The 15,822-nt window shown below is 40.0% G+C and carries 7 protein-coding genes; 6 read left to right on the forward strand and 1 reads right to left on the reverse strand.

Annotated features, from left to right (window positions below):
* Window positions 1–173: 173 nt before the first annotated feature.
* The 5 genes from AC5JMK_RS11940 to AC5JMK_RS11960 all read left to right on the forward strand — a co-directional run bounded on the left by AC5JMK_RS11940 (window position 174) and on the right by AC5JMK_RS11960 (window position 8,081).
* Window positions 174–1,586, forward strand: coding sequence for a DUF2079 domain-containing protein (locus tag AC5JMK_RS11940; protein WP_495910168.1), 1,413 nt, complete (start codon window positions 174–176; stop codon window positions 1,584–1,586).
* 94 nt (window positions 1,587–1,680) lie between these two features.
* Window positions 1,681–3,078, forward strand: coding sequence for a DUF2079 domain-containing protein (locus AC5JMK_RS11945; protein ID WP_495910169.1), 1,398 nt, complete (start codon window positions 1,681–1,683; stop codon window positions 3,076–3,078).
* A 256-nt stretch (window positions 3,079–3,334) separates the two neighbouring features.
* Entirely contained in the window at window positions 3,335–4,807 is a 1,473-nt protein-coding gene (locus AC5JMK_RS11950) for an ArnT family glycosyltransferase (protein ID WP_495910170.1), read from the forward strand.
* Between the two features lie 341 nt (window positions 4,808–5,148).
* Window positions 5,149–6,435 carry a mannosyltransferase family protein gene (locus AC5JMK_RS11955; RefSeq protein ID WP_495910171.1) on the forward strand — a complete coding sequence of 429 codons (1,287 nt, stop codon included), beginning with the start codon at window positions 5,149–5,151 and terminating at the stop codon, window positions 6,433–6,435.
* Window positions 6,436–7,154: 719 nt separating this feature from the next.
* Window positions 7,155–8,081, forward strand: a complete 927-nt coding sequence (locus AC5JMK_RS11960) for a polysaccharide deacetylase family protein (protein ID WP_096674897.1) — start codon at window positions 7,155–7,157, stop codon at window positions 8,079–8,081.
* 81 nt (window positions 8,082–8,162) lie between these two features.
* Here the strand turns inward: AC5JMK_RS11960 and AC5JMK_RS11965 are convergent, their stop codons facing one another.
* A complete protein-coding gene (locus AC5JMK_RS11965; protein WP_495910172.1) occupies window positions 8,163–12,869 on the reverse strand; it encodes a glutamate synthase-related protein in 4,707 nt (1,568 codons plus the stop codon).
* A 764-nt stretch (window positions 12,870–13,633) separates the two neighbouring features.
* Here AC5JMK_RS11965 and AC5JMK_RS11970 point away from each other — a divergent pair.
* Entirely contained in the window at window positions 13,634–15,736 is a 2,103-nt protein-coding gene (locus AC5JMK_RS11970) for a phosphodiester glycosidase family protein (protein ID WP_096674899.1), read from the forward strand.
* The last annotated feature ends 86 nt before the right edge of the window (window positions 15,737–15,822 follow it).

Genomic DNA, 15,822 nt, shown 5'->3' on the forward strand with positions numbered 1-15,822 from the left:
GCTGAGTATCAAAGACTCGTCGCTGAGTATCAAAGACTCGTCGCTGAGTATCAAAGACTCGTCGCTGAGTATCAAACACTCGTCATCGAGTATCAAACACTCGCCGTTGAGTATCAAACACTCGTCAGCGAAATACAAATACTTGTTTACAAAAAGATGATTCTTAAAGCCCAATGACAAATGACAAGACTGTCGGTTTTATAACTTGCGTGAGTGCTTTAGTGTTATTTGGGTGCAGCAGTTTACGACATGAACTGTTTCATTCTGCTGCTTGGGATTTAGGAATTTTCGACCAAGCTGTCTACTTGATTAGCCAAGGACAGTCCCCTATTTCCTCATTCTTGGGATTTCACATTCTTGGGGATCATGCGGCTACAATTTTATATCCATTGGCTTTACTTTATAAAATCTATCCTAGTGTTTACTGGTTGTTGCTTGTACAAGCAATTGCCTTAGCATCAGGTGTGCTGTTGACTAATTCTATTGCGCGTCAAGCTGGACTAACGATGCGACAAGCAATAGCAGTGACAGCAGTTTATCTGTTGTATCCATTAGTATTTAATATTAATTTGTATGATTTTCACCCAGAAGTTATAGCCCTACCTGGACTCTTAGGAGCAATTTTAGCGGCGCGTTTGGCAAAATTTGGCTGGTTTTGTTTCAGTATCTTCCTAATATTGGGATGTAAAGCAGTATTGTCTCTAACTGTTGCAGCCATGGGAGTCTGGCTACTGGTATTTGAAAAAAGGCGGTTGTGTGGTGCGATCGCCATACTTAGTGGAATCGTTTGGTTTGCGATCGCTACCAAAGCAATTATTCCTTTTTTCGGTGGTGAAGCAGCCTCAATCACTCGCCACATCTCACGCTATAGCTACTTGGGAAATTCTTTTGTTGAAATCGCTCAAAATCTGTTGTTCAATCCCAAGTTAGTACTGGGAAAAATTTTCTCACTCAATACTCTAGAATATTTAGCCTTATTGTTTGCACCAGTCATTTGGGGAATTTCACCTCGACATTTGTTACCTTTGATTGCTGCTATTCCCACACTGATGTTGAATATTCTCGCTAATGCTAGTCAGCAAAGAAACTTAGTGCATCAGTATTCTTTACCAATCCTACCTTTTTTGTTAGTAGTTGTAATTCAAACCCTGGCTGCTGAAAAAGGATGGATACAAAAACCAAGAAGAATTCTTCTCTGGTCTTTAGTAGCTTTTTTTGCATTAGGAAAATACGGTTATTTTTGGTCAATTTATCTAGATTCATTTGATACTTGGCAAGCTACACGACAAGCGATCGCCCAAGTTAAAACCCAAGGAGGTGTTTATACTACTGCCGAAATTGCCTCTCATTTAAGCGATCGCCCACTAATCGAGTTTACAGATGCAAATTCCCCACCAGCAGATCTAACGAAATTTGAATATATACTCTTAAATGCCCGTCATCCCGGTTGGCTTAGTGATCGCGATTTTGCCATGATGTTAGTCAATCAGCTCAAAAATATTCAACAGTTTCAACTCAACTACCAGCAAGACGACATTTATTTATTTGTGAAAAACTCTTCTGCTAGAGATAAAAAGGTTAATTGAAACTTAAATGTCTCTACTTCTGTCTTTTTTCCAGAAAATCGTAAAATAATTAGGTTAAGAAAATATTAACAATATTTTTGACTTGTAACGAGGAGTGAAAAAACAACTTTTTCAGTTTGGCATTATCGGTTGGATGACTGGAATCAGTGCCTTAGTGTTGTTTGCGTGCAGCAGTCTTAGGCATACACTATTTCAGTCAGGAGTTCTGGATCTGGGAATTTACGACCAGGTTGTTTACTTAATCAGCCAAGGACAACCGCCTATTTCCTCTTTTCTAGGCTTTCATCACATGGGGAACCATGCAGCTTTTTCAGTCTATCCATTGGCTTTACTTTACAAAATTTATCCCAGCGCCTACTGGTTGTTAGCTGTGCAAGCTGTCTCCCTAGCTTTCGGTGCTGTACCGACTTATTATCTCGCTTTGCAAGCAGGACTCAAGCAAAGCCAAGCAGTAGCAATGGCAGCAGTTTATCTGCTATATCCATTGATTTTTAATGTCAATATCTTTGAATTTCACCCAGAAGTTATGGCAATTCCTGTATTTCTGGGAGTTGTTTTGGCAGCACGATTAGGTAAAGTATTGTGGTTTTGTCTTGGGACTATTTTTATTTTGGGTTGTAAAGCCGTGTTGTCGCTGACGGTGGCAGCGATGGGTTTTTGGCTGTTGCTGTTTGAACGACGGCGTTTTTGCGGTACATTCGCTTTTATTGCTGGTATCAGTTGGTTTTTAATTTCTAGCCAAGTGATTATTCCCTTTTTTAGTAATAATGAAGCAGCAGCAGTAGAACGTTACAGCTATTTAGGCAATTCTGTTTTCGCAATTGCTAGCAATATTATACTGAAACCAAATATCATTTTTGGGAAAGTATTTTCACTAGATTCACTGGAATATTTGACATTGTTAATTGCACCTCTAATTTGGGGACTTACACCTCGATATTTAAATCCTTTGGTAAGTGCAATTCCAGCATTAGTTTTAAATATTCTTTCCGATAAATCAGCCCAACGTGACTTAATTCATCAATATTCTTTGCCGATACTGCCATTTTTAATTTTGGCTGTAATTGCTAGTCTTGCTGCTGATAAGGGATGGCTGCGTTCCAGAAAGACAATTATTTTGTGGGCATTATTGGCTTTCATGATATTAGGAAAATACGGCTATTTTTGGTCACGATATCTGAGAACAGCTGATAATTGGCAAGCAACAACCCAGGCGATCGCTCAAGTTCAGACAAAAGGCGCTGTTTTAACTACCCACAGCATCGCCCCACATTTAAGTCATCGTCCGATGATTCAATTTGTAGATGATATTAGCGGCCCGCCCACAGACTTCACTCCATTTGATTATATATTGCTGAACGTGCGCCACCCAGACGGTACTCGCAATCCAGAATTTGCCGCAAACTTAGTAAATCAACTGAAAACTAATCAAATATTTCAACTACTCTACCAGCGCGATGACGTGTATTTATTTGTCAAGCGAACTCAATAAAAGAATTAGTGATTATTGAATACTTAATAATTAACTCCTATATAGTAATCCTAAATTCTTAGTGAAACTTTTCTTATCTCCTTCTTTGTGTATTTTGTGTCCTACCTTACTCTATGAGAAGCCGCTTGTGCGTCTATGTGGTTCGTTCCAATAATGTTTGTCTTCTATAGAAGTGGATTTAGTAGCAGTCTAAGTTAACTTCAATAAATAATTCATCCAAACTCGCTTTTACTAACTATATGAATCTGATAAAAACATGACAATTATCAAATCAAAAAATATTTTATTCCCATCATTAATAATATCATTCTTAATTATTTTAGTCATTGCAATTAGGTTTGAACCAATCACACAAACATTTCAATTTGATTATGATGAAGGTTTTAATTTGATGAAAGCCTTGCTTTATTCAAAAGGTTTTTCTCTCTATAGTCAAATATGGAATGATCAACCACCACTTTTTACAGTTATTTTATCAAATTGGCTGAAACTATTTAGTGATTCTATCTTTGCTGCACGCTTACTTACACTTATATTTTCAGCAGTATTAATCTGGTGTTTTTATCAAATAATATTCCGTGAACTAGGTAAATTTGCAGCTTTAGTAGGGACAATTTTATTATTTACCTCTTGGTTATATATTCGCTTAAGTATTTCGGTAATGATTGGCATTCCATCCTTAGCTTTAGCAATGCTATCTATTTATTTGTTAAAAATATATAAACAAAAAACCAATAACTTATATTTGATATTATCTGCCGGATGCTTGGCGTTATCTTTACAGACTAAATTATTTACTGTATTTTTAATTCCTTTAATCTTATTTGATTTGTTAGCTTCTGACAACAAACTTCAGGATATTCAAAAAAATAGAATCGTCTTATTCAAGCATATAAGTTTATGGTTGATTATTCTAGGCTCAGTTTATAGCTTATTTGGAGTCCTGTATCAACAATTTGATAACCAAGAACAATTAATTTTTACTCATCTCAAACAACCACAAAATGTAGAGGTAGAAAATTTTCATAATCTGAAATATCTCGGCTACATGATTCATCAAGATTATGACTATATTTTTCTCGCTTGCATCGGTATCTGGGCAATTATATCTCAAAAAAAGAAGAATGGCTTACTGCCATTTTCTTGGTTAGTTACTGCCACATTTATTTTGCTCAATCATCAACCACTTTGGTATCACTATTATCCCTTACTTGCTATCCCAATTTGTTGGCTAGCCGCTTATGGAGTGGCTTTCTTATATGATTTATTTTTTCAGACTTTACATAAAGATAAAGGTTTTCCAACAATCAATATCAAAAAAAGACTTCTCCCTTTTTCTTTGGTCGTAATATTCATTAGTTTAATAATTATTACTCCCCCAAATCCTCGCGGGAGTGTACCCAAAAATTTAGAACTGATGCAAATGGTTGAAAAATACAAATATTTTACAAATTGGGTATTTACAGATAATCCTATGTATGCGTTCTACAATAATTTACTTGTCCCACCGGAAATTGCCGTTATGTCTTATAAAAGAATAAATTCTGGAGATTTGACGTTTGCCAAAATGCTTGCCATATTAAAAAAATATCACCCAGAGCAAATTATATTAACCAGGTGGACTACTCAAATTAAGAATGATAAAAACATTATGGATTATATAAATGCTAACTATTCAAAAACTTATGAAAATACAGCTAAAAGTGAAGAACAATATATTTTAAGCTAACTAATAGTTATCATGTAAATTAGTTTTTTGTTATCAATATTTATTCTGAAGATTGCTATGTAATATTTTCATATATATGTATATGTGGGGATAATTTTATTTCTTCGCAAAACTGTTAACAACAATACCATATATGCAACAACAAATGCTTAGGCTAAGAGAAATAGTAATTCGAGCTTGACTACTGAACAGTAACTCTAAATATTTTAATCATTTAAGTTTACTTTCAGTAAGTTATTGATTTTGGTGGAGGAGTGAAATGCACAAAATATTACCAATAGACCTTTGGTTTACAGCCATAAGCATAAACATTTATTGAGGAGTTTAAACAATCAATGCTTATGGCTCAAGTTCAGATATTTATCAAAAAAAGTATATGGGAAAGTGATTTCCTTTTTCCCGTAATAATTTGGTTAGTCAGCCGATTATTTATTTGGGCTGCGATGTTGCTAATCGCACCAAACCTACCCAAACCTGTAGAGGGGATTTTACCCAGCTTTGGTTTGGGAGTATTTGACGGTTGGGATAGCCTACATTACCGTACCATCGCTACTTCTGGATATGAATTTATTAATGATGGACGTCAACACAACATTGCTTTTTTCCCATTGTTTCCCCTAATGGTTCGCGGTGTCATGGATCTGGGTTTTCCTTTTCAAGTGGCTGGATTATTAGTAAATAACATCGCGTTTTTGGCAGCACTTTACTGTGTATACTTTTGGGTTTCGGAAAATTATGGAACAAGCAAAGCTAGATGGACAACTACTGTGTTAGCCTGGTGTCCTCTTTCATTATTTGGAACAGTAATTTATACCGAAGGACTATATTTGTTTTTAAGTGCAGCTGCTTTGCGTGCTTTTGATCGTCATCAATATCGCTGGACTGCTTTGTGGGGTGCAATGGCGACAGCAACACGTCCTACAGGTATAGCATTAATCCCAGCCTTTTTGATCGCAGCTTGGAAAGAACGTCGTCCAAAAGCCGCCTACTTAGCTGCTGCTGCTACCGCTATCGGGCTGCTTGCATTTAGTCTATATTGTGCAATTGACTTTGGTGATGCGATCGCCTTTATCAATGCTCAAAAAGGATGGCGTCCCTCTTTTGGATTTGATGGACAAGGTTGGTGGAAAATGCTGTCAGAAATCGCACTAGGTAGATCAGATGCACAGCAAAGCTGGATTCACAGACTATTACATCCCTTCTTGTTTAGCATCATACTTAGCAGTGGTTGTCTGTTGTGGCGTCATCAACAAAAGTTGAGTTCGGTTACGAAAATTTACAGCTTTTATGCTGTGGTTACATTTTCTCTCATACTGGTCAATGACCGATATATCACTAACTTACTCAACGCGGTCATGGTTTTGGGAGGTGCTTATGTTTTATGGCACTTACGTAGAGAATTGACCTCAGTTACTATTTTTTACGGCTTTTGTGGTATTACTTTATTACTAGCTTCTGGCGGTACGATATCATTGAGCCGTCTAGCTTATGGTATTGTTCCCTTGAGCGTTGCTTTCGGTGTTTTTTTAGAGCGCTATCCCCGCCAAGCATATCTGATTCTCGGTTGGTTTTCTGTTTTGCTGGCCAGAATTGCTATTGGCTTTGCTCAGGATCGTTGGGTAGGCTAAAGGAAACAACACAGTCACAGACGGTTATCAGGCGTGATGCTTTGCACCCAACTCTGACTACAGCAGGGAACAGGGAACAGGGTTAAAAGTCTCTTGGTATATGGCTTTGTTCTTAAAATTTGTGCCTTATTTACCTGCAATCTGCTGTAGCTCCCAAATTAAAAAGACAAAAAAATTATTTTTATATGTAGAAAATACTTAAATAAATGATTATAGAAATAAATAAAAAACCCCTACCCTTGAAAGCCCAGCCCTCTGTCCCCCCTTGCCAAGCCAAGGAGAGACAGAGGGGGGTGGGAGGTTGGAAGGGGTCAAAATAATGTGCAGCGTCACAAAAAATTGATATTAGCTGGTTTATGTAAATTGGACTGCGATATTTGACCAAAAAATTAATATTTTTTTTCAATGTCAAAGTATTACCTATAAGTAGAATATACTTTAGGTCAAGAGTAAAATTTATACTTTAAATATTAAAAACAACGAAATATTAGCAATAGTAAATATATTTAATTGCAAGCATTGGCCTTCCAAAGCTAAATCATATAGGATTCAGTTAGACCTCTACAATCTCTCTGTCTGATATTTGATTTTCTGTTGATCTAGATGATTTTCTAGGACTACCAGAAAATAGCAGAGTATCTAAAAATAATTTTAAAAAGTGTGTTATAAATTACCGTCAGAAAGGTGGCTGATGGTTAAATTACTGAAGGAGCTATGACGTGGAAAATAATAAGTCTGTTGTCTGGCCACAAGGAATATTGATTTCGCTAATTGCCTTGTGCGGTAGCTTGAGTCTTGGTTTGATTATGCCTATTAACCAAAGTAGCTCTGAGATTCAGACGCAACCTACTATAGATAATGTAAATGACACAGGGGTCAAAACAGGCACTCAAAGACGCCTAAAGCAATTTAAGACTGTCATGCTAGCAAGTTGGCAACAACAGGCAAAATTAAAAGGAATTTCCTACACTATACCATCGCGCTTTCAAGGGACAATAATTAATCAGGCAAAACTTCCCCCAAATGATAAAGTCATAGCTCTTACCTTTGATGATGGGCCTTGGCCTGATTACACTGTAAAAGTCTTAAATGTTCTGAGGGAAAATAATATTAAGGCTACATTCTTTGTAGTTGGACAAAATCTTAAAAATTATCCTAATTTAGCTAAACAAGTTGTGGCAGATGGTCACGTCATTGGCAACCACACTTGGCATCACTGGTATCATTTTTTTAATCAGCAAGCAGCAGCCTTTGAAATTGACCATACATCAGAATTAATATCTCAAGTCACAGGAGCGAAAACAACTTTATTTCGTCCTCCTGGTGGAATGCTGCACAATGGTTTAGCGAGTTATGCCAAAAACAATAAGTATACAGTAGTAATGTGGTCGGCTGATTCTGTAGATTATAGTCGTCCCAATGCTTCGACATTAACGAGTAGAGTTCTAAAACAGGCCAAGCCGGGTGGTATTGTGTTAATGCATGACGGAGGCGGTAATCGCTCTCATACAGTAGCAGCTTTACCAAAAATTATTAGTAAATTAAAACAACAAGGTTATCGCTTTGTTACCATCCCAGAATTATTACAATTACAAGATAAAAACTATAATTTAATTGCAAATACAAAAAAACAAGTAGCTCGGTAATCAATACTGCTCTAGTCAGAATTTTGGCTCTGTAGAGACTTTGTAGAGACGTTGCACTGCAACGTCTCTACAAAGTTTAAACTAAACTGGACTCAACTGCTTTTCTTGTTGAGAATTTGCTTCTGGACTATCAGCTTCAGAAGGTGGAACTAATTGCCAGAATTTCGGTAAGAATTCTTCCCAGTTTTCGAGAATCATTTTTGCTTTTGGTGATTTGGTGCGATGCAGATGAGCTGTGATTAATTCTTTGAGTTGCTTTTCACCAGCTTTCGTAATCACTCGCTGAATTTTCACAATTTCCCGGTTAACTAATTCTGAGAACCTACCATCTTCATCCAAGAAGTAACCTAGTCCACCAGTCATCCCAGCGCCAACGTTACGTCCGACTTTACCAAGCACAACAACCACCCCACCAGTCATGTACTCGCAGCAGTGATCACCTGCTCCCTCAATGACTGCTGTTCCTTTGGAGTTACGGACAGCAAAGCGTTCTCCAGCCAAACCATTCGCAAACAATATCCCCCCAGTAGCACCATAGAGACAGGTATTGCCAATAATCACGTTTTGTGATGAATCGTAGTTAGCTGCTGTCGGTGGTTTGATGATAATTTCACCACCATTCATTCCTTTACCTACGTAGTCGTTGGCTTCTCCTTCCAGAGTCAAAGTCATTCCAGGTAAGTTGAAAGCACCAAAGCTTTGTCCTACACTACCTTGGAAGTTGAGGTTAATTTGGCCACTAAAGCCATTGTCGCCGTATTGGGAGGCGATCGCTCCAGCTAGGCGTGTACCAACAGTTCTATCAGTATTCACAACAAGTACTGTCTTCGTAACCATACCATGATTACTAATCGCGGCTTGAATGTCGGGATCACAAAGCAATTGATCATCCAAAACATCGCCGTTGCAGTGAACTTTCTCATGGACTAACCAGCTACGGTCGGTTTTGGTATCTGGTAGCCTTAATAAACAGTCAAGGTTCAGTGTTTGTGTTTTGTTGATATGTACATCTTGTCGTGCTTTCAACAAATCAGCACGTCCAACTATATCTAATAGTGAACGATAACCAAACCTTGCTAGTAAACTGCGGACTTCTTCAGCGATAAAGTAGAAGAAGTTAACTACGTGTTCTGGGATACCTGTAAATCGCTTCCGTAGTTCTTCTCTCTGGGAAGCGACACCCACAGGACAGTTATTTGTGTGACAGATACGAGCCATGATACAACCTTCGGCAATCATGGCGATGGAACCGAAGCCAAATTCTTCTGCTCCCATCAACGCACCCATAATTACATCCCAGCCACTCTTGATCCCGCCATCTACACGTAGAATCACGCGATCGCGCAAACTATTTTCCATCAGCACACGATGCACTTCTGTCAATCCGAGTTCCCACGGTGAGCCTGCGTGTTTAATAGAACTTAGTGGTGAAGCACCTGTACCACCATCATGACCGGAAACCTGGATAATATCAGCGTTAGCTTTTGCTACACCCGCCGCGATTGTGCCAATCCCAATTTCTGCAACTAGCTTCACTGACACTTGGGCTTGCGGGTTGATTTGGTGCAGGTCAAAAATTAACTGCGCTAGGTCTTCAATCGAATAAATATCGTGGTGTGGTGGCGGTGAAATCAAGGTAACACCAGGCTTCGAGCGCCGCAGCATCGCAATGTAGGGGCTGACCTTCTTTCCTGGTAATTGTCCGCCTTCCCCTGGTTTTGCACCTTGAGCGATTTTGATTTCAATTTGCTTGGCGCTCATCAGGTACTGTGGTGTGACACCAAAACGTCCTGATGCTACTTGCTTGATGGAGCTGGAAGCGGTATCACCGTTGCGTAATCCTTTGAGATGAGCCAGAGTCGGGGAATGGCCAGCAACATCGACATCATCTAAGACTGTAAACCGGACTGGATCTTCCCCGCCTTCTCCAGAATTAGATTTACCACCGATGCGATTCATGGCGATCGCTAAAGTTTCATGAGCTTCCCGCGACAAAGCTCCCAAGGACATTCCACCAGTACAAAAGCGCTTGACAATTTCGCTGACTGGCTCTACCTCTTCAATGGGAATCGGAGTGCGATCGCTCTGCATATCGAGCAAGTCGCGCAGTGCAGTTAACGGTCTTTGTTGCAGATACTTCTTGTAAACTTCGTAGTGGTCGTAGTTCTTGCCATCTACAGCCTTGTGTAACGCTTTCGCCAATTCGGGGCTATTCATATGGTATTCGCCACCGGGACGGTAATTGACAAAACCCAGGTTTTGTAATTTCTTCGTTGTTAATTCTGGGAAAGCTTTGATGTGGAAAGATAGCACTTCTTGAGCCAGATCGCTGACACTCAAACCACCAATGCGGGAAGTTGTACCTTTAAATGCTAGTTGTAGTAAATCGCCACCAATACCAATTGCTTCAAAGATTTGGGCTGCTTGGTAACTGGAAAGTAACGAAATTCCCATCTTCGAGAGAATTTTCAGCAAACCACTTTCTACAGCTTGGCGATAGTTACCTATAGCTTGGTCTAAGGTGAGGGTAGCAATTTTACCCCGTTCCATAAATTGCTGTGTTTTCGGATCTGCCCACCAATCAGTTACTGTCTCTAAGGCCATATAGGGACAAATCGCACCCGCACCGTAGCCAATTAAACAAGCAAAGTGATGAGTACTCCAGCATTGAGCTGTGTCAACCACCAATGATGCTTTCATCCGCAATCCTGACTCAATCAAGTGATGGTGTACTGCACCCACCGCCAATAAAGGCGGAATGTAAGAATATTCGGAACTGATTCCTTCACGGGCGCGATCGCTCAGGACTAAAATCTTCGCACCAGCACGCACTGCTTCTACTGCTTTGGTTTGCAAAGACTTGACTGCGACTTTTAATTCTTCTGGTCCTTTGGCAATAGTAAACAGTGTGGATAACTCAGTTGTCGTAAACTCAGAATTTTTAATTGCTTCGAGTTCGGCCTGTGTCAGTACTGGCGACTCTAGTTTTAATCTGCGAGCATACTCTGGTTTGGGATCTAACAAATTACCCCGTTCACCCAGTTCCACTTTTAGTGACATCACCAATTTTTCCCGCAGAGGATCAATGGCGGGATTTGTCACCTGAGCAAAACGTTGTTTAAAATAGTCGTACAGCAGGTGAGGTTTTTCCGAGAGAACTGCTAAGGGAATGTCATCACCCATGCAGAAAGTTGCTTCTTTGCCATCAATAGCCATTGGCTGAATCACCATTTCCACATCTTCGGTGGTGTAGCCAAAAGCAATTTGATGTTGCAGTAGGTTTTGTCTATCTATATTAATTGTTGGTTCTTGGTTGTTGGTGGTTCGGTGTCCGTTAGCGTGGACTCCGTTACCATTAACTGATAACAAATGACCATTGACTAAAGTTTTGAGTTCTTGGCGGTGCTGTTGCAACCATTCTCCATAGGGTTGTTTTTTGGCAATGCGCTGTTTGATTTCCCAGTTTTTCAGCACTTCATTGCTGTCTAAATCTACGGCGATCATTTGTCCTGGGCCGAGTCTGCCTTTTTCGATGATATTAGCTTCATCTACTGGCACAACACCAGCTTCGGAAGCAACAATAATATAGTCGTCTTTGGTAATGCAATAGCGAGCAGGTCTTAAACCATTACGATCCAAGGTTGCGCCGACTTTACGACCATCGCTAAATACCAAAAGTGCTGGCCCGTCCCATGCTTCCTGGAGACCGCTATAGTATTCATAGAAATCGACTATCTCCGGAAAATCACGCAGCGAAGGTTGATTTTGATAAGCTTCTGGAACCATGATCATCAAGGCTTCCAGGGGACTGCGACCGGAGCGTATGAGTAACTCAAATACATTATCCAAGGTCGCGGAGTCACTGTTATTAATATTGACAAAAGGCTTGAGTTCTTCTATGCGATCGCCCCAAACTGGATGCTCTAAACTTGCTTGTCTAGCAGTCATCCAGTTAATATTACCCAACAAAGTGTTAATTTCGCCATTGTGACCCAAAAGCCGCATTGGTTGTGCTAAGGGCCATTTCGGCATAGTGTTGGTGCTAAAACGACGGTGGTATACAGCAAAGGCACTTTTATAAGCTGGATTTTTTAAATCGAGATAAAATTCTCCCAAAACTGCTGAACGCACCATGCCTTTGTAAACGATTGTGCGGCTTGACAGGGAACAAATGTAAAATTCTTCTGACCAGTTATGGTTATGATTGCGGATGGCTTTGGCGATCAGGCGACGGGTAATATACAATTGCCGTTCGAGTTCCTCACCACTTTTATCAGCAGAGACTAAAAAAACTTGTTCGATTTGGGGTTGATTTTCTCTAGCCTGTACACCCAATATCTCTGGTGCTACTGGTACTACTCGCCAGCCCAGTACAGTCAAATTTTCCTCAGCTGCTACTTGCTCAACTACAGCTTTAGCTTTTTGTGCTACTTGGGGATTTTGCGGTAAAAATATCATCCCCACAACAACATTGTTGTTAGTAGGAATTTCTATTCCCCATGTGGCAAAATCCTCTTGGAACAACTCCCACGGAATCGCGGTCAAAATTCCTGCACCATCACCAGAGTCTTGGTCTGCACTGCAACCACCCCGGTGTTCTAGACAAGTTAAAGCGGCTATTGCTTTTGAGACAATTTCATAACTAGAGTATTTTAAACGATGGGCAATAAAACCCACACCGCAGGCATCTCTTTCTTCAACCAGCCACCTTTGTCCTTGGTAGGTACACTCCTGATGATTGTCCGCAAAACTAATTTGATGCTCTTGATTCACCGATTTTTTATTCATAGACTAACCCTGCCATCGTAATGCCGACAATGAATTAACAATTTAGGTCTTTGCAACTGGGAAAATTTTTCTAAATACACGAATGAAAAAATTCACAATAACCGAAATTTAAGGAAAAAAAATTTTAACTTCGAGCTGATATTTACCATGCCCGTGTTAAAATCTATGCGTCGTTTCTTATGGGTTTTTGCTGAGTTAAGCAAACGACGTTTGCCCACGCAGTGTTTTCTTTATATCCTGAAGCTATGTACTCCTCAATTCCCTTTATTGTCCAATACAATTCACTAATTTGCTGTAGCCTTTTTCGGCTTAACTAAAAATTCAGATTCTTGACTTCTCTAATTCTTTGATACAAAAATTATCCTGATTCAGCGACAAAATCAGCGTATTACACTATATACCCATTTGGCAATTCCTAAATCTTTTTGGATTAGCTGTCTAGATTTTTACTTACCACCCTTTGTTACCTGTGTTGCTGTTAGCTAAACCTCACCTAAGTAGCAAGTAATTAGTGAGGATAGTCCACCTAGATTCAGCTTAAAAGCTTTTGACTGCTGTGAAATATTTTTTAGCACTAGTTGTAATTTAGCGCACTTAAAATCGCAGTCTTCATAGTGGCAGAATTGCTTGTCGCTTGAACAAGAAACAAAAAGCCCATATATACATTATCACGTTCGTGTTCCAAACTTACGTCATTATTTTTTGATATTTTAGAAAGTTCAGTTAGTTTGTCTGTGAGATTTTTCCAAAATACTGAATCATTTATGGTAAAAACATTAAATTCTTGTCAACGCCAACCTAGCCAGGTTGCAGTTGTTAGTATCAGTAGGTTTGTCAAGTTCTTGGCATCACCGACGGTTTTATCTGTACTGTTCTTAACAACACTTGGAGATTGTGCGATCGCCTATACTGCGATTCCTCACGAGTCAATCGCTTTAGAAAAACAGACCAAGACAAAACTTGCCCAATCTACAACTACAGCTCAACCACAACCAGTACCGAAACCCAAACCACCTGCACCTCCTTTAGCAGGGGTAATATACTATGGTAATCAAATTTCTCTCAATGGTCGAATCTTACCAGGGGCATGGTTACAAAAACGCGTAAAAGCAGGTCAATTGACAACTCAGATTAGTGATGCAGCAATTCGGCAGTTTTTCGGCGTAGATTTATTAAATAGCAATAGTCCTACCAAACAACCAATACAGTGGTATTCATCCGCAACTAAACCACCGATTTTACTTAGCACCTTGGCGGGAGGTTATCGCTACTTAGATATTACCAATTTTGCCAAAACATCTGAATGGCAAATGCAAGTGCAGGGTAATACTTTATTTATATCTACACCGAACGCCAAAATCACAGAGATTAATCAAACCAAAGAATCTTTAATAGAACGCATCACTATCAATTTAGATCGCCCTACTCCTTGGCAAATCAACCAAGAAGCCCTAGTTAAACAAAATCAACCTTTAAGCGACGATCCAAATAACCCAATTCTCAAACCCTCTGCTCCAACCACCAGAGATTGGACAATAACGTTAAATGGTATCGCCGACCCAGCTTTAATTCAACGTTACACCCCCCCGCCACCACCTGCAATAGAAAACATTCCTACCCCCGCACCATTTCCCGAAAATCTCTTAAAACAGATATTGCCATCAAACGAGAATCAACAAAACACTACTCCCACTCCCCCACCATTAATCAAGCAAGTGCAGGTCATTAACAACCAGACAATTATCCGTCTGGAGATTCCCATTGGGTTAGCCCCCCTAGTCAGCACTGCACTGAATCGCCTGATGATTGATGTTCGCCCAGATACACTACTACCACGAGCAATTACCTGGGCGCCAGGATTAAACTGGCGTCAGCAGTATGTAAATTTAGGTCAGGAACGCTTTCCAGTTGTTTGGTTAGAAATCAATCCGCGTACTGTCGGGTTAAAAATTAGACCGATGATTACAAGCCCTAATACCCTAAAAGGGACTGCTCCTCTAATACAAACAGCACAACAACAGTTAGCAGTCGCAGCGATTAATGGTGGCTATTTTAACCGCAATAATCGCCTACCTTTGGGTGCAATTCGTCGAGATGGTCAATGGTTATCCAGTCCCATTTTGAACCGGGGTGCGATCGCTTGGAATGATTCTGGCCAATTTTATCTGGGTCGTCTAGCTTTGTTAGAAAATGTCATTACTGCTAATAACCAAAAATTGCCGATTTTAACTCTCAATAGTGGCTACGTCCAAAGTGGTATAGCTCGTTATACTCCTGCTTGGGGAGTGAACTATTCGCCCTTAACCGACAACGAAATTATCCTTACCGTCCAGAAAAATCAAGTTACTGATCAGTTACCAGCAGGTAAAGTCGGTCAAACAACTTTTCCTATCCCTACGGATGGATATTTGCTTGTCCTACGTGCTAATGCTGTCACCAACGCTTCTATTTTGCCTGTTGGTTCTTCAGTAAAAATAGACAGTTCTACCAGTCCTGGAGAGTTTAGTAATTACCCCTATATTCTCGGAGCAGGACCCCTACTTGTACAAAATCGTCAAATTGTCCTGAATGGCAAAGGCGAACAATTCAGTAATGCTTTTGTTGTGCAAAAAGCGATTCGTAGTGGTATTTGTAGAACAACAACAGGCAACCTCATCATCGCCGCTGTTCACAATCGTGCTGGAGGTGCCGGCCCTACCTTAGCAGAACACGCTCAATTAATGCAGCAAATGGGTTGTGTTGATGCTTTAAATCTGGATGGTGGTAGTTCTACGAGCCTTTATTTAGGAGGACAACTTCTGGATCGTTTCCCCAATACCGCAGCCCGTGTTCACAACGGTATAGGGATTTTCTTGCAACCGCGTTAAAGAGATAGGGAATAAGGGATCGGGGAGCAGGGAGCAGGAAAAATCTATCAAAAATATTCCCCCTTGTCCCCCAGTCCCCAAATTTA

Source organism: Pelatocladus sp., from assembly GCF_059505505.1.

Bases quoted from the DNA above. Each gene is read 5' to 3' on its own strand.
- AC5JMK_RS11940 (WP_495910168.1), top strand. From the start codon at position 174: ATGACAAATGACAAGACTGTCGGTTTTATAACTTGCGTGAGTGCTTTA.
- AC5JMK_RS11950 (WP_495910170.1), top strand. From the start codon at position 3,335: ATGACAATTATCAAATCAAAAAATATTTTATTCCCATCATTAATAATA.
- AC5JMK_RS11955 (WP_495910171.1), top strand. From the start codon at position 5,149: ATGGCTCAAGTTCAGATATTTATCAAAAAAAGTATATGGGAAAGTGAT.
- AC5JMK_RS11965 (WP_495910172.1), bottom strand. From the start codon at position 12,869: ATGAATAAAAAATCGGTGAATCAAGAGCATCAAATTAGTTTTGCGGAC.
- AC5JMK_RS11970 (WP_096674899.1), top strand. From the start codon at position 13,634: ATGGTAAAAACATTAAATTCTTGTCAACGCCAACCTAGCCAGGTTGCA.